Origin of the sequence: Bacillus sp. AP8, from assembly GCF_000321185.1 — a bacterium.
GTDB lineage: Bacteria > Bacillota > Bacilli > Bacillales > DSM-1321 > Bacillus_AD > Bacillus_AD massilioanorexius.
This window is the reverse complement of sequence record NZ_CAPG01000052.1, coordinates 1-20,261: the sequence shown is the minus strand read 5'-3', so window position 1 is coordinate 20,261 and position 20,261 is coordinate 1. Positions and strand designations below refer to the sequence as shown.

The 20,261-nt window shown below is 34.1% G+C and carries 18 protein-coding genes; 13 read left to right on the top strand and 5 right to left on the bottom strand.

Annotated features, from left to right (window positions below; genetic code table 11):
* Positions 1-115: 115 nt before the first annotated feature.
* On the bottom strand, positions 116-1,213 hold the full coding sequence (locus BN349_RS13750; RefSeq protein ID WP_019242904.1) for a M24 family metallopeptidase: 1,098 nt from the start codon (positions 1,211-1,213) through the stop codon (positions 116-118).
* Between the two features lie 123 nt (positions 1,214-1,336).
* Here BN349_RS13750 and BN349_RS13745 point away from each other — a divergent pair, with 123 nt between their 5' ends.
* From BN349_RS13745 to BN349_RS13735, 3 genes are all read left to right on the top strand, one after another.
* On the top strand, positions 1,337-2,020 hold the full coding sequence (locus BN349_RS13745; RefSeq protein WP_019242903.1) for a metal-dependent hydrolase: 684 nt from the start codon (positions 1,337-1,339) through the stop codon (positions 2,018-2,020).
* A 155-nt stretch (positions 2,021-2,175) separates the two neighbouring features.
* The gene (locus BN349_RS13740) at positions 2,176-2,415 is read left to right on the top strand and encodes a hypothetical protein (protein WP_019242902.1); all 240 of its coding nucleotides are present in this window, start codon (positions 2,176-2,178) and stop codon (positions 2,413-2,415) included.
* Between the two features lie 69 nt (positions 2,416-2,484).
* Positions 2,485-3,804, top strand: coding sequence for a CBS domain-containing protein (locus BN349_RS13735; protein ID WP_019242901.1), 1,320 nt, complete (start codon positions 2,485-2,487; stop codon positions 3,802-3,804).
* A gap of 232 nt (positions 3,805-4,036) precedes the next feature.
* Here the strand turns inward: BN349_RS13735 and BN349_RS13730 are convergent, their stop codons facing one another.
* Positions 4,037-4,342, bottom strand: a complete 306-nt coding sequence (locus BN349_RS13730; RefSeq protein ID WP_019242900.1) for a YtpI family protein — start codon at positions 4,340-4,342, stop codon at positions 4,037-4,039.
* A gap of 463 nt (positions 4,343-4,805) precedes the next feature.
* Between BN349_RS13730 and BN349_RS13725 the strand changes: the two genes are divergently transcribed.
* Positions 4,806-5,750: a DHH family phosphoesterase gene (locus BN349_RS13725; protein WP_019242899.1), complete on the top strand. Its 945-nt coding sequence runs from the start codon at positions 4,806-4,808 to the stop codon at positions 5,748-5,750.
* A gap of 65 nt (positions 5,751-5,815) precedes the next feature.
* Here BN349_RS13725 and ytrI read toward each other — a convergent pair whose 3' ends face one another.
* Together ytrI and BN349_RS13715 are read right to left on the bottom strand one after the other, a co-directional pair.
* On the bottom strand, positions 5,816-6,316 hold the full coding sequence (gene ytrI, locus BN349_RS13720; protein ID WP_019242898.1) for a sporulation membrane protein YtrI: 501 nt from the start codon (positions 6,314-6,316) through the stop codon (positions 5,816-5,818).
* Positions 6,313-6,648, bottom strand: coding sequence for a YtrH family sporulation protein (locus tag BN349_RS13715; protein WP_019242897.1), 336 nt, complete (start codon positions 6,646-6,648; stop codon positions 6,313-6,315). Before BN349_RS13715 ends, ytrI begins: the two co-directional genes overlap by 4 nt.
* A gap of 295 nt (positions 6,649-6,943) precedes the next feature.
* On the opposite strand from BN349_RS13715, the gene dnaE reads away from it, so the two are divergent.
* The 8 genes from dnaE (at position 6,944) to BN349_RS13675 (ending at position 18,203) form a co-directional block, all read left to right on the top strand.
* A complete protein-coding gene (gene dnaE, locus BN349_RS13710) occupies positions 6,944-10,297 on the top strand; it encodes a DNA polymerase III subunit alpha (RefSeq protein WP_019242896.1) in 3,354 nt (1,117 codons plus the stop codon).
* Positions 10,298-10,424: 127 nt separating this feature from the next.
* Positions 10,425-11,657 carry an NAD(P)-dependent malic enzyme gene (locus tag BN349_RS13705; protein WP_019242895.1) on the top strand — a complete coding sequence of 411 codons (1,233 nt, stop codon included), beginning with the start codon at positions 10,425-10,427 and terminating at the stop codon, positions 11,655-11,657.
* 10 nt (positions 11,658-11,667) lie between these two features.
* Positions 11,668-12,300, top strand: coding sequence for a FadR/GntR family transcriptional regulator (locus BN349_RS13700; RefSeq protein WP_019242894.1), 633 nt, complete (start codon positions 11,668-11,670; stop codon positions 12,298-12,300).
* Positions 12,301-12,392: 92 nt separating this feature from the next.
* A complete protein-coding gene (gene accD, locus BN349_RS13695) occupies positions 12,393-13,271 on the top strand; it encodes an acetyl-CoA carboxylase, carboxyltransferase subunit beta (protein WP_019242893.1) in 879 nt (292 codons plus the stop codon).
* Positions 13,256-14,233 (top strand): acetyl-CoA carboxylase carboxyl transferase subunit alpha, encoded by a 978-nt coding sequence (gene accA / locus BN349_RS13690; protein WP_019242892.1) that lies wholly within the window; start codon positions 13,256-13,258, stop codon positions 14,231-14,233. The genes accD and accA overlap by 16 nt, the downstream gene beginning before the upstream one ends.
* Positions 14,234-14,676: 443 nt before the next feature.
* Positions 14,677-15,636, top strand: a complete 960-nt coding sequence (gene pfkA, locus BN349_RS13685) for a 6-phosphofructokinase (protein ID WP_019242891.1) — start codon at positions 14,677-14,679, stop codon at positions 15,634-15,636.
* A 241-nt stretch (positions 15,637-15,877) separates the two neighbouring features.
* Positions 15,878-17,638: a pyruvate kinase gene (gene pyk / locus BN349_RS13680; RefSeq protein ID WP_019242890.1), complete on the top strand. Its 1,761-nt coding sequence runs from the start codon at positions 15,878-15,880 to the stop codon at positions 17,636-17,638.
* A 178-nt stretch (positions 17,639-17,816) separates the two neighbouring features.
* Positions 17,817-18,203 (top strand): FxsA family protein, encoded by a 387-nt coding sequence (locus tag BN349_RS13675; RefSeq protein ID WP_019242889.1) that lies wholly within the window; start codon positions 17,817-17,819, stop codon positions 18,201-18,203.
* Positions 18,204-18,346: 143 nt separating this feature from the next.
* On the opposite strand, the gene ytvI is transcribed toward BN349_RS13675, so the two are convergent.
* Positions 18,347-19,468 (bottom strand): sporulation integral membrane protein YtvI, encoded by a 1,122-nt coding sequence (gene ytvI / locus BN349_RS13670; RefSeq protein WP_019242888.1) that lies wholly within the window; start codon positions 19,466-19,468, stop codon positions 18,347-18,349.
* 224 nt (positions 19,469-19,692) lie between these two features.
* Between ytvI and BN349_RS13665 the strand changes: the two genes are divergently transcribed.
* The gene (locus BN349_RS13665) at positions 19,693-20,148 is read left to right on the top strand and encodes a DUF441 domain-containing protein (protein WP_026089311.1); all 456 of its coding nucleotides are present in this window, start codon (positions 19,693-19,695) and stop codon (positions 20,146-20,148) included.
* The last annotated feature ends 113 nt before the right edge of the window (positions 20,149-20,261 follow it).

Here is a 20,261-nt window from a genome sequence, read left to right as displayed (position 1 = left end):
AAAATATGAAGAGGAATGTTAAAAGAATGTATAAATAGGATAGAATACTGAAGAATGATATTCTTTAAAAGAGAAAAGAGTGACTACCTAATTATTAGTAGTCACCCACACAATTTTATTTTATAATTTGAAGTTCTTTAGGGTATTTCGTTAATACTTCATGACCATCTTTTGTGATATAAACATCGTCTTCAATTCGAACACCAGCGATTTCAGGTACATAGATACCTGGTTCAATCGTATAAACCATTCCTTTTTCTACTTTTAAGGAATTAGTTTCTGTTAGTGACGGATATTCATGAACGCTTATTCCAAGTCCATGTCCAAGACGATGTGGGAAATACTCTCCATAACCTTTTGAAGCAATATAATTTCTTGCTGCAAAATCAATTTCAGCACATGTAGCGCCTGGTTTACTTGCTTCCAAAGCTGCAAGCTGTGCTTGTAGAACTGTTTGATAAATCTCGTTCTGCTTATCATTAATATCATAGTAAGCTACAGTTCTTGTAATATCAGAGCAGTAACCTTCATAAACAACGCCAAGATCAAAAAGGACAAGGTCGCCTTTTTTGATTTTAGTATTACCTGGTGTGCCATGAGGGGAGGCAGCATTTTTTCCTGTTAAAACCATTGTTGAAAATGACATTTCACTAATGCCTTTTTTCTTTAGCTCATATTCGATTGTAGCGAGAACATCCATCTCTGTTTTTCCTTCTTTAATCTCGCTAACCCCTACTTCGATAGCATAATCAGCAAATTTACAAGCTTCTCTAAGTAAGTTTAATTCTTTTTCGTCTTTGATCATTCGTAACTGACGAAGTTTTTCTTCAGCAGATACAAAAGTAGGTGAAGAGAAATATGTAAGGATTTGTTCATAACGCTCTACATTCATGTGCTCTTTTTCAACTGCAACTTTTGTGATTTTTACGTTACGATTGTGAATGGCTTGTTTAATTAACTCCCAAGGATTTTCTATATCAGTATATCCGATTATGTCATGAATCCATCCGGAATTTTTTACATCTTGAACTTCCATTTTGGGGCAGATTAAGATTGGTTCATGTGCTGGAAAAACAGCCAGACATAGTAATCTTTCATGTGGGTCACTGTAGAAACTACTTAAATGAAAAACATTTTCTGTGGATGTAATAAAGGCAGCAGATAAATCTTTTTCTTGAAGCCAATTTTGCAATAGTTGTATACGATTATTCATTTTATTCCCTCCTGAAAACAGAATTCTATTTTGAGATTAACAGTATGTAAGTGGAAATGCAAATGGTTCTTTTATTTGAATTTTGGGTATTTTTATTATGAAATAAGAATGGAGATGAAAGCAATGAGAGTATCTTTTCATGGTCATGCAGTTGTTAAAGTAGAGACGAACAACAAGACCATCATTTTCGATCCTTTTATAACTGGAAATTCGTTAACGGATTTATCTATTGATGAGGTAAAACCAGATGTTATTATTTTAACTCATGGTCATAATGATCATGTGGGTGATACGGTAGATTTGGCTAAAAAGCACGGCTCTTTAGTCATTGCTAATTTTGAATTAAGTACGATACTAGGTTGGCAAGGCTTAGAAAATGTTCATGCAATGAGCATTGGTGGGGCTTATGAATTCGATTTTGGTAAAGTGAAATTCACACCGGCATTTCATGGCTCTGGTTATACAACGGAGGACCAGCAAATGATCTATTGTGGTCAGCCAGCTGGAGTTCTGCTCATGATTGAGGGTGTGACAATATTTCATGCAGGGGATACCGCACTGTTTTCAGATATGAAGCTAATAGGGCAGTTGCATCCTATTGATATAGCCTTTGTACCAATTGGTGACAACTTTACGATGGGACCAACCGATGCTGCAATTGCAGTTGAGTATTTAAATCCCAAAATAGCGGTTCCTATTCATTATGATACGTTTCCACCTATAAGACAAAATCCTTTAGAGTTTATATCACGCTTAACTAGAAATAATGGAGTAGTTTTACAACCAGGAGAATTTATTGATTTGTAATGTCATACATGTAAACAGAATATTTTAGAATTATATATTTCGTATTGACTAAAAGGCGGTTGAAGAGCATCTTTAGCTGCTTTTTTCTATTCATTATGATTCTTTTTACGATTGACGAGCATATAATAAATATGATTTTAGAATGGGGGGATTAGATGAAACAAAGATTGCTAATTTGTTTATTAGTTATTGGAGCAATGTTATATTATGCTCTACCTAAATTTAGTTTGGCGGGTTCGATGGAGGAAAGGATTTTTACGGTATCTTGGCTTACTTTTGCTTTGTTTGCAATTGCAGGAAATTTGGCAGGAATCTTATATTCGACAAAAAGAACGAATGTTAGAAATAGGAAGAATAAGCAATTTGAAAGAAAAAGAATGTACAATTATGAATAGTATAATTGAATACTAGGGCTCTTTACCTTTATAATGAAGAAAATGGTTATATGTAAAGGGTGAAGAGCTTTGGCTACAAAGCATGAACAGATTTTAAAATATATAGATGAACTCCCTATTGGTGAGAAGATTTCCGTACGTCAAATTGCTAAAGAATTGAGTGTAAGTGAAGGAACAGCTTACCGAGCAATCAAGGACGCAGAGAATAAAGGATACGTTAGTACTATTGAACGTGTCGGGACAATTCGTATTGAGCGTAAGAAGAAAGAAAATATTGAAAAACTTACATATGCAGAAGTAGTAAATATAGTGGATGGTCAGGTTTTAGGTGGACGAGCTGGTTTGCATAAGACCTTGAATAAATTCGTTATTGGTGCGATGAAATTAGAAGCTATGATGAGATATACAGGTGCAGGAAACTTGTTAATAGTAGGTAACCGTACAAATGCTCATGAATTAGCATTACATGCAGGTGCTGCAGTATTAATCACAGGTGGTTTTGATACAGACGATCATGTAAAAAAAATCGCAGATGAATTACAACTTCCAATCATATCAAGTAGCTATGATACTTTTACAGTAGCTACTCTCATTAACCGTGCTATTTATGATCAACTAATTAAAAAGGAAATATTATTAGTTGAAGATATTTTAACTCCTGTAGATTCAACGGCCTTTTTAACTTCAGGTGATACTGTTAAAAGATGGTTTGAGTTAAATCAAGAAACTACCCATAGCCGATTTCCTGTCGTTGATGAGAATCTAAAGGTTATTGGGATGGTAACATCCAAAGACGTTATGGGAGTAGAGCATCAAACTCATATTGAAAAAGTTATGACTAAGCACCCGATGACGGTTAACGGCAAAACGAGTGTAGCATCTTCAGCCCATACTATGGTATGGGAAGGAATAGAGATGCTTCCTGTAGTAGATAATCATAATCATTTACAAGGGATTATTAGTCGCCAAGATGTATTAAAAGCTCTACAAATGATTCAAAGACAGCCTCAAGTTGGTGAAACGATTGATGATGTTATTGCTACACAATTAGTTGTTGCTAATGGCAAAAGCAAAGGTGAAGAAGTTTATCGTTGCGAAGTAACTCCTCAGATGACCAATTATCTTGGGACCATTTCGTACGGGGTATTTACCACTATCGTAACAGAAGCAGCTAATCGTGTGCTTCGTTCATTCAAAAGAGGCGACTTAGTTGTTGAGAATATGACGATTTATTTTATCAAACCTGTACAAATTGATAGTCAGTTAGAAATCGTACCGAAAGTATTAGAAGTCGGTAGAAAATTTGGTAAGGTTGATATTGAAGTATTCAACGAAGGAAAATTAGTTGGTAAAACGATGATGATGTGTCAATTGTTAGATCGAAATTAAGTTCATGATACAATGGGCAGTCAGTTTTAATCGTAGCGATATTTCGATGTAGAGGCTTTAAATAGTGTAAGGGTGTCTTTAGTTATAAAAGACACCCTTACACTATTCTTGTGGGATTTATTATATGTTGCTTTTGATTTTACCTGAAATAAATAGGCGGAAATCTGTGAGATTTCTGCTAGAGAAGCGAGAAAGGCAAGAGTCCTAATTCAGGTCACAATTAGTGATACTGTTAATTTTTTTGAAATTGTTCCGCTTCTTCGATTGCTAATGGTAAGAAAAATTTGTATGATTTGAAGCCAGTATAACTACTTAAAGCGCCTATAATAATAAATATGGAAGAAATAACATAAGTCAGTGTTGTTTGGAATAAGAATATTTGGTTAATTCCAAATAATAATACGAACAGACCTAGAGCAATTGAGGATTTTGAAGAAAGCCATTTCTTTTCCATCGGCAATTTGGTACGAAAAAATCGTACTTTATAAAAACAATAGAAAGCTAGTGCTATAATAATAAGTGTAACAAGTACAGGCATAATTATAGTCCTCCATTATATGTATATTGTCTACATTTATTGTAACGATAAATGGTAAAAAATGCTACACTTATAACGTGAAGCATGAACTAGTGAAAAGAATGTTCATTCCTTGCAAATAATTAGACAATCCAATTAAATGTTTGTTCTCTCTAGTGAAGCAACTTTGTTTTTACTTCAATTTAGAAATTCTTAACGCCATTTTGAATGGAATAAAAAAACATTATATCGTAAGGCTGCTTTCTAAAAGCTAATTGGAGCAAAAAGTATGAGACTTTGTCAGGGAAGTGGAATAGGTGAGACTCTGCCAAACAGGTTTACGACTTTCCTGGTGGAAAGCAGATATCCTAGGGCAGAAAATGCAACCCCAACTTATGCTCATTACAAATTCATAGCCCATTAAGCTCATGACAACAGTCAATCGTAAAGAGTGATATAAATTAAATAAGAATGGAGTCAATTTATGAAAGCTACAATTTTAGAAACAATTAAACAATATGAAACAATAATTCTTCATCGTCATGTGCGTCCTGATCCAGATGCATATGGTTCACAATGTGGATTAGCTACTATCTTGCAAGCTTCTTTTCCAAATAAAAAAATATATACTGTGGGGAAAGAGGAAGAATCACTTCATTTTCTAAAAAGATTGGATACAATTTCTGATGATACATATAAGGGAGCATTAGTTATTATATGTGATACAGCAAATGAAGAGAGGATATGTGATCAAAGATATAAGCTTGCTGATAAATTGATTAAAATTGACCATCATCCAAATGATGATGTATATGGAGATATTATTTGGGTAGACACATCGTCAAGCTCAACTAGTGAAATGATTTATGAATTTTATTTATATGGTAAAGATAAAGGTTTACTAATTAATGATGAGGCTGCGCGTTTGCTTTATGCAGGTATTGTTGGGGATACAGGTCGCTTTTTATATCCAAGTACAACGGAAAAAACCTTTAAATATGCTGGCGAACTGATTCATTACAATTTTTCTAGATCTGATTTATACAATCAAATGTATGATGTAAATCAGAATGTCGTTCACCTGAACGGCTATATTTTACAAAATTTCGAAGTTTCTCCTTCAGGTGCGGGAAAAGTCGTCGTCCCTAAGAGCATTTTAGAGAAGTATCAAGTGAAACCATCCGAAGCTTCTTTATTAGTAAGTAATTTAGGTTCTGTCAAAGGAATCATTGCATGGGTCTTCTTTATTGAAGAAGAAGATAATATTCGAGTGCGCTTACGCTCTAAAGGACCTATTATCAATACAATTGCTAAGAAATTTAAAGGTGGCGGACATCCACTTGCTTCTGGAGCTTCTATTAACTCTTGGGAAGAAGTGGACCGTGTTATGGAAGAATTAAATAAAGCTTGCCAAGAATACACGAAATAAATAGTGTCTTAGAACATTTATTAATGAATAACGGGAGTGATGATTCGTCACTCCCGTTGATTGTTTTAAATTCTGATTAACGCTACTTCTATTATTAGTGTTGAAGAAAACATTATTTCTTTTACTTCAAACGTGTATTTTTTCTCGTTTATCTCAATCGTTTTGTTCTCAATTGCTTTCTTGATTAAATTTTTTCCTTTGTAAACTGTTTCTAAATCTTTTGTAATTAATGAGCTTAAATCTTTTCGGAGTGCTTCTTGCGTTTCTAGTCGAGACAAAAGGTCAATTTTATATTTTTTATAGTTTTCGATTGTAATTGTAATTTCTTGAATGGTAACGCTTTTTTCAACTTTTTGATTTAATGATTGAATTTCTTTTTTCCATATTTCTATTTCATTATTTAAATCTTCTATTTGTTGGTGTTGCTTTGTAATTTTTGATATTTGCTTTTCTTGCATCACACCATACATATAAAAAAATAACACCCAACTGATGATACCTCCAATTGCTATACCTGCAAAAAATCGTTGCCACTCTTGTCGAGAGGATAATATAGGCGGCTTCATGAAGAAATATGTCCTTGTGTTAGCCAACTAATAATAACCGATCCTGTACGAGCCCCTGCGAATGCTGAAAGAATCCACAATATTTGTTTGATAATATCAGCAGTTTCTCCGTTTAAAATTCCTCGTTCAAGACTGTAGACCGTATCGAATGTACCTCCGATAGCAGCAATAATGGCCCAAATGCGAATGCTTTCAGATAGTTGGTTTACAATTGTAATTGGTGGTTGATTCGTGAAGAAGGCTGATAAGCCACCAATTAATGAACCGCCTAATATCACACCTAATGCAATAAAAAAACTATTTATGAATACGGGAAAAAATGCTTCTTTCAATATGCTTCACCTTTTTCTATAAGAATTAATAATTGATTCATAGCGAATGTAGACGACTTAACTGAAAAGAATCAAAGATGATTTTTCCTTCAAAGAAATAACTGTTATATATTACATGTAAAGGACTTTCTTATTTCTTTTTATCCTTCTATTACTATATATGGACAACTTGTAAAAGGTATGCTTCAAACATGAAGGAAAAAACAGAACATATTTTCTTTTTTTGAAAAAAGATTCTATAATATAGGGAAATAGGTCAACGTGACTTATTAGAAATTTAGATAGGAGGGGTAAAATGAATTTTGTTCATCTCCACGTACAGTCTGCTTATAGTTTGCTATCAAGTACTGTTAAAATAGATGACTTAGTCATGGCAGCTAAAGAAAATGGAATGAAGAGCATTGCATTAACAGATCGAAACGTTATGTATGGAACGATTGCTTTTTATAAGGCATGTAAAAATAATGGCATAAAACCTATTATTGGTTTGCTAGCAGATGTTTTGCATGGAGAAGAAGCATTTCCTCTTCTTTTATTAGCGTGTAATAATACAGGTTATTTAAATCTATTGAAAATAAGCAGCAGTATACAAACTAAGTCAAAGTTAGGAATACCGTTGAAATGGCTAAAAGGATACAAAGAAGGACTAATTGCTATTTCACCTGGTAGTGAAGGCATTATTGAAACATATATTGAGAATAATGAACAAGAAAAGGCGATAGAAGCTTTACATACCTATAAAAATATATTTGATTCAAAACGATTTTATTTATCCATTCAAAATATGAATTCTTCAGAAAATCTTTCAAGTCATTCTATTATTGTCCAAATTGCCGAAGAAACAGGTACTCCTCTAGTAGCTACTAATCCAATTTTATATATGAAGCAGGAAGATGGCCTGGCATATGATGTATTAAAAGCTATTCAATCAGGTACTAAACTTCAAGGAGATTGGCAAAAGAATCAGGATGCAAAAGATTTTTCGTTTAAAAGCAGTAAGGAAATAGAAGGGCTGTTTAAAGATTTTCCTCAAGCTATTTTCAATAGCAGTATAATTGCGGATCAATGTAATGTAACTATTGAATTTAATAGAAGGTTGTTACCAAAGTATCCATCGGATATCCCTGCTGAAGAGCTTTTAGAGCAAGTATGTATCCAAGGGTTTAATGAACGTTATCCGAATGCTCCGAGCGCATATTATAAAAGATTAAAGTATGAGTTATCGGTTATAAAAAGAATGGATTTTAGTGATTACTTTCTAATTGTATGGGACTTTATGAAGTTTGCTAGGAAACAAAAGATTCTAACAGGACCTGGACGTGGATCAGCAGCTGGTTCAATGGTTTCATATGTATTGCGAATAACAGATATCGATCCGATGGAACATCATTTATTGTTTGAAAGATTTTTAAATCCAGAGCGTGTATCTATGCCAGATATTGATATAGATTTTTCTGATATACGAAGAGATGAGGTTATTTCTTATGTAGCAAAAAAATATGGAGAACTACATGTTGCTCAAATTATCACATTTGGAACATTTGCCGCAAGAGCTTCATTAAGAGATACAGGAAGAATATTTGGATTGAATAGCAAGGAGTTAGATACACTTTCTAAAATGATTCCAAGCCGTTTAGGAATAACGATTAATGAAGCTCTAAAAGAATCAACTAAGTTTCAAGATTATTATCAGGAAAGTGAACAAAATCAATTAATTATCGATATAGCTAGAAAGATTGAAGGGTTACCACGTCATACATCGACCCATGCTGCCGGAGTTATCATTAGCAACGTAGCTTTAACTGATACGATTGCCATTCAAGAAGGGCATGATGGGGTTCATTTAACACAGTTTCCGATGGATATCCTTGAAGAATTAGGTCTCTTGAAGATGGACTTTTTAGGTCTGCGAAATCTGACGCTAATGGAAAGAATTCTTCATGCTATTAGAAAAGATACTGGAAAAGCCCTGGATATTAAGCATATTCCTATGGACGACCCAAAAACTCTTCAAATGATGGGGAATGGTGAAACAGTTGGAATTTTTCAGTTTGAATCAGATGGAATGCAAAAGGTATTAAAACAACTAAAGCCTGAAAGATTTTCTGATTTAGTAGCAGTTAATGCTTTATATCGTCCAGGTCCAATGGAGAATATTCCAACTTATATAAAAAGGAGACATGGAGAAGAGAAAATATCTTATCTGCATAACGATTTAAAAGATATATTACAAGATACGTACGGAATTATTGTGTATCAAGAGCAAATCATGCAGATTGCATCTAAATTTGCAGGTTTTTCTCTTGGAGAAGCGGATATGCTGCGTCGAGCTGTGTCTAAAAAGAAAGCAGATGTTTTAGAAGAACAAAGACAATATTTTTTAAATGGAAGTATGAAGCAAGGGTACACAAAGGAAGTTGCTGAGCATATTTATGATTATATTGTTAAATTCGCTAATTACGGATTCAATTTAAGTCATGCTGTAGCATATAGCTTTATTGCTTATCAATTAGCTTATTTAAAAGCCCACTATTTCAAATATTTTATGGCTGCATTAATGACTAGCTCTATTGGTAACGATAGTAAGATTGTGCAATATACCAGAGAATTAAAGAAAATGAAAATGCCATTATTACCGCCGTCTATTAATAATAGCTTATATAGTTTTCAGTCTGAGAAAGAGGGAATACGTTATAGCCTAGCAGCAATTAAAGGTGTTGGTGGTACGGCTGTAAAAGAAATACTACAAGCTCGTAAGAACAGGAAGTTTAGTGATCTGTTTGATTTCTGTAGTAGAGTGTATTCCAAAGTTGTTAATAGAAAGGTTTTAGAAGCTCTGATCTATAGTGGAGCACTCGATGAGTGGGGAGAAAATCGTGCTACTTTATTAGCAAGCTTAGATGTTGCTATAGACCATGCAGAACTCGTATCGACTGATGACGATAGTTTTGAATTATTTCAAAGCACGGAATTTAATTTGAAACCTAAATATATCGAAATGGATCCAATTCCGCTTGATGCGATGCTGCAATTTGAAAAAGAAGTGTTAGGCCAATATATATCAAGTCATCCGGTTTCTTCATACGATAACCTTTTTAAATATTATGGGTCACATTCTCTTTATAATGTAGCTCAAGGAACTGAAGGGAAATATGCGATTGGAGTATACATAACAGAGGCTAAGACGATCCGAACCAAAAAAGGTGATGTAATGGCTTTTCTAACCATTACTGATGATAGTGGAGAAATTGAAGCAGTTGTATTTCCAACTGTTTATAAAAATCATTCTGCTGATTTGGAAAAAGGAAATATTATGATGTTTCATGGTTATGTAGAAAAACGAAATGGAAAAATTCAATTTATTGTACAAAATATCCTTTCAGTACAACAGTTACAGGAAATAAAAAATCATGCTTCTGAGACTCTTTATATCAAAATTGATTCTATGAATCAAAATAAAGAACAACTATTTTCTATCAAAAATACACTTAAAAAGTATCATGGCACGACAAGGGTAATGCTTTATTTTGAAAAAGAAAATCGAACGGTATTGCTTCCAATGTGGGATTGGGTAAAGCCAACAAACGCATTATTAGAACAATTGATGAAAATTGTAGATAGAAAAAATATAATAGTCAAAAACATTTAATCTTTACATCTTTAAAAGTTATGTTATAGTGAAATATATTAAATCGTGGTCTGACCACTAAAATATTTTGACAAGTTGGTTTGGCTTTGTTAACCCCCTTTTCAAAAAAATAAGGAGTGAAATTTCGTTGACTTTAAGAGAAAAAGCACTACATATGCACCGTATTAACCAAGGGAAACTAGAAACAGTTTCTAAAGTAGAAGTAAAGAATGGTGAAGACTTAAGTCTCGCTTATTCACCAGGGGTAGCAGAGCCTTGCAAGGATATTTATGATAAGCCAGAGATGGTATATGAGTACACTATGAAAGGGAATACTGTGGCGGTAGTCTCTGATGGTACTGCTGTACTTGGCTTAGGTAATATTGGTCCAGCAGCAGCTTTACCAGTAATGGAGGGAAAAGCAGTTCTCTTTAAAAGCTTTGCTGGTGTTGATGCATTCCCTATTTGCTTGAATACAACAGATATCGATAAAATCGTTGAGACTGTGAAACTTTTAGAACCGAATTTCGGTGGTGTAAATCTAGAAGATATTGCTGCACCAAATTGTTTTGAAATAGAAGATCGTTTGAAAAAAGAAGCAAATATCCCTGTATTCCATGATGATCAACATGGAACAGCAATTGTTACTGTCGCTGGATTAATTAATGCTCTTAAGCTAGCAGGTAAATCCTTATCAGAGGTAAGAATTGTAGCAAATGGCGCCGGAGCAGCTGGAATAGCTATTATTAAACTACTTTTTACTTATGGAGTAAGAGATGTTATTATGTGTGATTCGAAAGGTGCTATTTTTGAAGGTCGCCCATATGGCATGAATGAAGTAAAAGATAATATTTCGAAAATTACGAATCGCGATAAAATAGAAGGCAGTTTAGACGATGTTATTAAAGGTGCCGATGTCTTTATTGGTGTATCTGTTGCTGGTGGTTTAACTAAAGAACAAGTCCAAAGCATGAATGAAAATCCTATCATTTTCGCAATGGCAAATCCAACTCCAGAAATTATGCCTGAAGAAGCAAAAGAAGCAGGTGCGCTTGTGGTAGGGACAGGACGTTCAGATTATCCGAACCAGGTTAATAATGTGTTAGCTTTCCCAGGTATTTTCCGTGGAGCTTTAGATGTAAGAGCTACACATATAAATGAAGAGATGAAAATGGCTGCTGTAGAGGCTATCGCTAGCCTAGTATCGCCAGAAGAATTAGAACCAAATTATGTAATCCCAGGACCTTTTGATCCTCGAGTGGCTCCAGAAGTTGCTGCAGCTGTTGCGAAGGCTGCAATGGAAACGGGTGTTGCAAGAATTAAAGTAGATCCAGAAGTAATTAAAGAAAAAACAAAAGACCTAGCGATTATTGGAAAGTAGTGAAATGTAATTGGATAAACCAACAAAATCATCCTCTAAGGTCTATTTAGATATTGTAGAACAATTGAAAATGATGATAGAAGATGATGGTCTTATACCTGGAGATAAGATTCCTTCAGAACGAGAATTATCAGAGCGTCTGCAAGTTGGGCGCTCTTCTGTTAGAGAAGCATTACGTTCATTAGAACTTCTTGGACTAATTGAAACGAGAAGAGGCGAAGGAACGTTCATTAAAAACTTCCAAGAACATAAGCTTGTTGATATTTTAGGTAGCTTCTTTCTTCAAGAGCAAAAGGCAAAAGAAAATCTTTTAGAAACAAAAATGTTAATTGAAATGGATTGTCTTAAATTAGCTATTAGAGATGCATCGGATGATCAAATCGAGGAATTAATCGATTTTGTAACAAACCAAGACTTTGATGATTATGCTTTTTTTAAACGAATTGCTGCTATACATAATAATCATCTGCTAGAAAGAATTTGGTTAGCTATTGGAAGCTATCAAAATTCAATGACGACAAGATCTCAGGTCCATTTAAAAGAACCATATTTATTACTGTTATCAATACTAAAGCAGCGTGATGAAACACAGTTATTAAACACTTATATGAATAGCTTAAGAAATTTGTCGAATGGTTTATGACATAGTTTTACAATTTAATCAGAGTTATTACTGTACAATATAGGACATGCATAAATGATATGCAGGAAAATCCACGTAAAGGGGGCTTCCTCTTGCTTAAAGAGTTATTTTCTAAATCTAAAAAGAAGAAGTATGCTACTATTCCTTCAGAACGTCATAAGCAGGATGTTCCAGAAGGAATTATGACAAAATGTCCAGAATGTAAAAAGATCATGTATACAAAAGACTTAGTTAAAAACGAAAAGGTTTGTACGCATTGTGGTTTTCATCATCGTATGAATTCAAGGGAAAGAATTGAAAGTATAATTGATGAAGGAACTTTTCATGAATATGATAAAGATATGACTTCTGGAAATCCTTTGAACTTTCCTGGCTACGAGAGCAAAATTGAAAGTGATCGAAAAAAGACAAATATAAATGAGGCAGTTGTTACAGGAGAAGGTTTATTATCTGGCATTGAAGTGGTAATTGCTGTTATGGATGCTAATTTCCGAATGGGCAGTATGGGAACTGTGGTTGGTGAAAAAATTACTCGAGCAGTCGAACAAGCTCATAAGAAAAAAGTTCCTTTTATCATTTTTACAGCTTCAGGAGGAGCAAGAATGCAAGAGGGGATACTTAGTTTGATGCAAATGGCTAAAACAAGTATTGCTTTGAAGCATTTTAGTGAAGATGGAGGCTTATTTATTTCTATTATGACCCATCCTACAACTGGTGGAGTATCAGCAAGTTTTGCCTCTTTAGGTGATTATAATTTGGCAGAGCCAAAAGCGCTTATTGGATTTGCTGGTAGAAGTGTTATTGAACAAACGATTAGAGAAGAGCTACCTGAAGATTTTCAAACAGCTGAGTTTGTATTAAAGCATGGTCAGTTAGATGCAGTTATTTCTCGTACAGAAATGAAAGAAAAGCTAGCTACAATTTTAAAAATACATCAACCAGGTGGTGATATTCAATGGTTGGAGAATTAGAATTTGAACGTCCAATTACGGAATTGAGACGTAAAATTGATGAGCTTATTAAAATTACAAATGAAGCTGATGTCGATTTATCAACTGAAATAGCAAAGCTTGAGATTAGATTAAAAAAACTAGAAAATGACATATATGAAAATTTAAAACCTTGGGATCGTGTGCAAATCGCTCGTCATCCAGCACGACCAACAAGTTTAGATTATATTGGTCATTTATTTGAAGATTTCTTTGAGTGTCATGGAGACCGCTATTTTGGAGATGATGAAGCCATTGTTGGTGGAATAGCAACATTTCACGGTCTTCCAATCACTATAATTGGTCACCAAAGAGGAAAAGACACAAAAGAAAATATTCGTAGAAATTTTGGTATGCCTCATCCAGAAGGGTATCGTAAAGCACTAAGATTAATGAAACAAGCGGAAAAATTTAATAGACCTATTATTTGTTTTATTGATACAAAAGGAGCATATCCAGGTAGTGCAGCTGAGGAAAGAGGACAAAGTGAAGCAATAGCCAGAAATTTATTTGAGATGGCGGGTATAAAAGTTCCGATTATTAGTATTGTCATTGGAGAAGGCGGAAGCGGTGGAGCTTTAGCTCTAGGAGTTGCCGATCGAATCTATATGTTAGAGAATGCTACATATTCTGTTATTTCCCCTGAGGGTGCAGCGACAATCCTTTGGAAGGACTCAACTATGTCAAAAAAAGCTGCAGAAAGCATGAAAATAACCGCTCCGGATTTGAAAGAATTGGCTGTTATTGATGATATTATTCCAGAGGTAAAAGGTGGAGCTCATCGTGATTTAGAAGGTCAAGTTCAATTTATGAACGATATGTTAATCACGTCCTTAAAAGAACTTTTACAAAAAAATAGTATGTCGTTAATAGAAGAGCGATATAATAAATTTAAATTGATTGGACAGTATGAATCTACAGATTCATATATAGAAGTAAAATAAATTTGTGTGGCCATAGGGCTACACTTTTTTAGTGAAAAGTAATATTTAGAATTTTTCGCATTGTTACCATAAAATGTTGGCGTTATAGGGATATTATAGAAAAATAATAAAAATAAATTGAACATAACTACAATAAAAAAAATATATTGTTAATTCCTTCACATATTGGGTTTACTAAACGATAAAAGTCATTTAGAATGTATAGGCGTGAAGTGCAAAATCCTCCTCTGACAAAAACTTCTCATGTTTATTTATTCAAAGTTGTAAAGAACTATCATAAAAATTAGTGGTATGACAAAGGATAATTTTATAAGAAGCATGATTTTGTCGAAGAATAAAATAGGATGGTTGAATAGTACAAGTCAATACATAGTAAACCCGCTTGATATTATTTAGATTTACTTACTCCTATTAGTAAAGAAAAAAATGTTGAGGTGAGTATATTGAAAAGAATTGGTGTTTTAACTAGTGGTGGAGATGCGCCTGGTATGAATGCTGCTGTTCGTGCAGTAGCTCGTAAGGCAATCTATCATAATCTTGAAGTCTTTGGTATTTATCGTGGATACCAAGGCTTAATGGATGGAGATATTAAGAAATTAGAGTTAGGTTCTGTTGGAGATATTATTCAACGTGGAGGTACATCTCTTTTCTCTGCACGTTGTCCAGAATTCAAAACAAAAGAAGGACAATTAAAAGGGATTGAACAACTTAAAAAGCATGGCATTGATGCATTAGTTGTTATTGGAGGAGACGGCTCTTACATGGGAGCAAAAGCACTTACTGAACATGGATACCCATGTGTAGGTGTTCCTGGAACGATTGATAATGATATCCCTGGAACTCAATTTACAATCGGATTCGATACAGCATTGAATACAGTTATTGAATCTGTCGATAAAATTCGTGATACAGCTTCTTCTCACGAGAGAGTCTATGTTATTGAAGTAATGGGAAGAAATGCAGGAGATATTGCTTTATGGGCTGGTCTTGCAGGTGGAGCAGAATCTATTTTAATACCTGAAAAAGAGTATGATATTAATGATATCGTTGCGAAACTTAAACGAGGTCATGATCGTGGAAAAACACACAGTATTATTATTGTAGCTGAGGGTGTGGGAAGCGCTATTGATATCGGAAAACAAATTGAAGAGATGACTTCATTTGATACTCGTGTAACAGTTCTAGGTCATACACAACGTGGTGGATCACCAACAGCCTTTGACCGTGTGTTAGCCAGCCGTTTAGGAGCAAAAGCTGTTGAGCTTTTACTTGAAGGAAAAGGCGGACGTGCGGTAGGTATTGAAAACAACCAATTGGTTGATTACGATATTATTGAAGCGCTTGGAAAACCACATGTAATTGACATGAAAATGTATCAATTATCTGAGGAATTATCTATTTAATTACAAGGTTTCGTTAAACCATATTGTTGGTGTTTATGAATTGTCTTTAATATGAATGGCGAGTAAAACGAGCCTCGTTATAAAGGGAGAGGCTCGGATGCTTCCCAAAGGAAAAAAGACGTTGGATAAATACTAGACAAACAATCATGTCATTTAACAGAGCAAGTTGAAGAGATAGGTTACTTAGACCTAAGAATGTTAGAATTATTTTTTATAAATATGAAGGAGGCTATTTAGCCAAATGCGTAAAACTAAAATTGTATGTACGATCGGACCTGCAAGTGAATCTTTTGAAAAACTTTGTAGCTTAATGGAAGCTGGAATGAATGTTTGTCGTTTAAACTTCTCTCATGGAAGCCACGAAGAACATGCAGCACGTATCAAAACAATTCGTGAAGCAAGCAAAAAAACAGGTAAAAATGTAGCAATCCTATTGGACACAAAAGGACCTGAAATACGTACGAATGACATGGAAAACGGAGCAGTTGAATTAAAAACTGGTTCAAACATTATTATCTCTACAAAAGAAGTATTAGGAACAGCTGAAAAATTCTCAATTACTTATGCAGAACTAATTGACGATGTATCTGTAGGTTCTAGAATTCTTCTTGATGATGGTTTAGTTGGACTCCAAGTTACAAAGTTAGATAAAGAGAATGGTGAAATTCATACAGTTGTATTGAATGACGGAATTCTAAAAAATAAAAAAGGTGTTAACGTACCAGGCGTTTCTGTTAACCTTCCAGGAATCACAGAAAAAGATACACAAGACATTCTTTTCGGTATCGAACAAAATGTTGACTTTGTAGCTGCTTCTTTCGTTCGTCGTGCTTCTGATGTTTTAGAAATTCGTGAACTTCTTGATAATAACGGAGGACATCATATTAATATCATTCCTAAAATTGAAAACCAAGAGGGCGTTGATAATATTAACGAAATTCTTGAAGTTTCTGAAGGATTAATGGTAGCTCGTGGTGATCTAGGCGTAGAAATTCCTGCTGAAGAAGTACCTCTTGTACAAAAACAACTTATTAAGAAATGCAACGCATTAGGAAAACCTGTTATTACAGCGACTCAAATGCTTGACTCTATGCAACGCAATCCACGTCCTACACGTGCAGAAGCTTCTGACGTAGCGAATGCAATCTTCGATGGTACAGATGCAATCATGCTTTCTGGTGAAACAGCTGCTGGATCTTACCCAGTTGAAGCAGTTCAAACAATGCATAACATTGCTTCTCGTGCTGAATCAGCATTAAATCATAAAGAATTACTTTCAAAACGTAGTAAAGATAGTGAGCATACAATTACGGATGCAATTGGACAATCTGTAGCTCACACTACTTTAAATCTTGCTGCAGATGCTATCATTACTCCAACTGAGAGTGGTCATACAGCGCGTATGATTTCTAAATATCGTCCAAAATCTCCAATTATTGCTGTTACTTCAAACGATTTTGTTGCTCGTCGTTTAGCATTAGTTTGGGGTGTACAACCAATGGTTGGTCCAAAAACTACATCCACTGATGAAATGCTTGATTCTGCAATTCAAGAAAGCTTGAATTCAGGTCTTGTATCATATGGTGACCTTGTTGTAATTACTGCTGGTGTACCAGTTGGTGCAGAAGGTACAACAAATATGATGAAAGTTCAATCTCTTGGAAAAACAATTCTTAAAGCACAAGGAATTGGCCGTAAAAAAGCAACTGGTAAGGTAGTACTTGCTAAAAATGCTGCAGAAGCAAATGCAAAAGTTGAAGCAGGAGACATTTTAGTAACAATCGGTTCTGATAAAGAAATGATGCCTGCCATCGAAAAATGTGCGGCTTTAATTACAGTTGAAGGTGGATTAACTAGCCATGCTGCTGTAGTAGGTGTGAATAATGGAATTCCTGTAATCGTTGGAGCTGAAAATGCAATGACTGCATTACAAGAAGGACAACATGTATCTGTAGATGCTCAACGTGGTATTATTTCAGATGCTAAAGCTAGCATTTTATAGACTAAAGTAAAAAGTGGAAAGAGTGTCAAACAAAGCAATGCTTATGTTTGACACTCTTTTTTTATGGTATTAATGAATTTTATGATGAATTTTTATAATAATTAGTCATTCTCTCTTGCTATTTAGAAATAAAACGATAAAGGGTATAATAGTATTAGAGTGTAGGAGGTGACAGGTATTGAAATATTTTTTACTATTGTTTATTGTTATGCCGGCGTGTGAACTAGGAGTTTTATTATGGTCAGGAAAAACGTTTGGACTGTTGCCTACCGTATTATTCATAATAGCTACAGGGATTGGTGGAGCATACCTAGCGAAATACCAAGGGTTGGTTACTGTTCAAAAAGTTCAGCAACAGTTGAATCGTGGAGTAATGCCTGGGGAAGAGTTAATTGATGGAGTTTGCATTTTGCTTGGCGGTTGTATGTTAATAGCACCTGGCTTTATCTCTGATTTACTCGGGCTCTTCTTATTATTGCCTCCAACTAGAACGATGATGAAACCGTTACTAAAGAAACTTTTTTATAAAAAAATCGAAAAAAATACCATTACGATTATACGTTAAGAAATTCATACTTGTATGTAAAGTTTAAGCATATGATTATTATATGCTTAACGATAAACATTTTTATCAAATAAAAAACTAGCTAGGTAATAATATTAGCTAGTTTTTTTGAATGGAACATTTTTAACAGATAGAATGACATTCTATATTTTGTTTTCATCGCCCTTTATATAAGTCCAAATATCTTTAAATACATTACTTTTATGTAGCGTATTTAGAACAACTAATACGACTGGTCCGATGATTAGTCCTAAGAATCCCAGTAATTTAAAACCGACAAAAAGTGAAATGAGAGTAGCTAAGGGATCGAGCCCAATGCTTGAAGATAATACTTTTGGTTCCATGATTTGTCTTTGAACTATGACAACAATGTATAATATTCCTAATCCGATAGCGAGGCTTACTTCTCCTATAAATGCTTCATACAGAATCCAAGGAACAAATATGGTTCCACTACCTAAGTAGGGCAATATATCTACAAGACCAATAACTAAAGCGATTGTGATAGCATATTCTACCCTTAAAATTAATAAACCTAATAAAACAATAACTGTTGTAATAGAAACAAGTGTTAGCTGCGCTTTAATGAATCCAAATAAAGCCTTTTTTAAATTGAGTATGACTGCACCTGAACTTTCCTTTATTTTCTTAGGTGCAAGAGCATTTAAATATTTTTGAAGCCGATACCAATCATTGCTGATAAAAAAAGTAGCTAGGGCTGAAAATATGAGTACTGTAGCGGCATTTGGAAACCAACTTATTATGGTAGGAATGTTTTGAAAGAAATTTTGGATAAAATCACCAAGTGTATTGGCTATGGCTGTTCCAATATTTTGGATGTTTTGTATAATGGTATTTTGTTGGTCAGTATCTAAAGTGTTAAACAAACCTGTTATCTTTTCGTAAAATGGAATGAGAGTATTTGTTAACATTTGCTCACTATATTGAATGAGGACGTTCAATTGCCTTGGAACATGATTGCTTAAATAATTGGCACCTGATAATAATTCTGTGACAAGAAGAGTGATTAGTCCAGCAAAGATTGAAACTATGGCGATCATCGTAAGGAGCACGGAAACTGCTCGAGGAAAACGAATACGATGCTGAAGGAAGTTTACAATAGGATTAATCATAAAAGCAATAGCAAATCCTATAATGAAAGGGTATGTGACCTTTGCTGTATAAAAAAGAATGAAAGAAATTGCTATAATAATACAAGTAACAATAACAAATCGTATAAATCTATATATATTTTCAGGCTTCATGCCAGTTTACCTCCTAAATACTACATGTATACTGGACTTTTTAAATAAATATTACCCTTGTCTTTTATTTTGAATTAGTAAAATTAAATACAGATAAGAAGGTATTATATGATTTATACATAGGTTTTATAATGAACATTATTGAAAAATTCATGGATTCAAGAGAATTTTTGGGTCAATCAAGAATGGAAACGACATCACGAAATAGGAAAAGGACGAATAATATGACATCATTTTTATTTTTATTATTATTGTTAGGGGTAGCCATTGTAGCGAAAAATAATTCCTTAATAGTTGCGGTCGGAGTCTTATTAATCATTAAAGTGTTAGGTGTAGGAGATAAGATTTTTCCGTTTCTTCAAAGTAAAGGAATCAATTTAGGAGTTACTATTATTACAATTGCTGTCTTGGTACCAATTGCAACTGGAGCAATTGGATTTAAAGATTTAGGTGATGCTTTAAAATCCCCTTATGCTTGGATTGCTTTGGCCTCTGGGATTGCTGTTGCCTTATTGGCGAAAAATGGAGTGACATTACTTTCTTCAGATCCTCATATAACGGCTGCTTTAGTTTTTGGAACAATTATTGCTGTTGCTGTGTTCAAAGGTGTAGCAGTTGGGCCGTTAATTGGTGCTGGTATAGCCTATTTAGCTATGAAGATATTTAACCTTTTTCAATAAGGAAATTTTTATGGTTTTCGTATTGAGTTTAGCGAAATTGTATGATGAAAAAGCTTTTTTACAATAAAAAAAGAGAAACGTACTATCTTTGTTCGTTTTCTTCTTTTTTATTT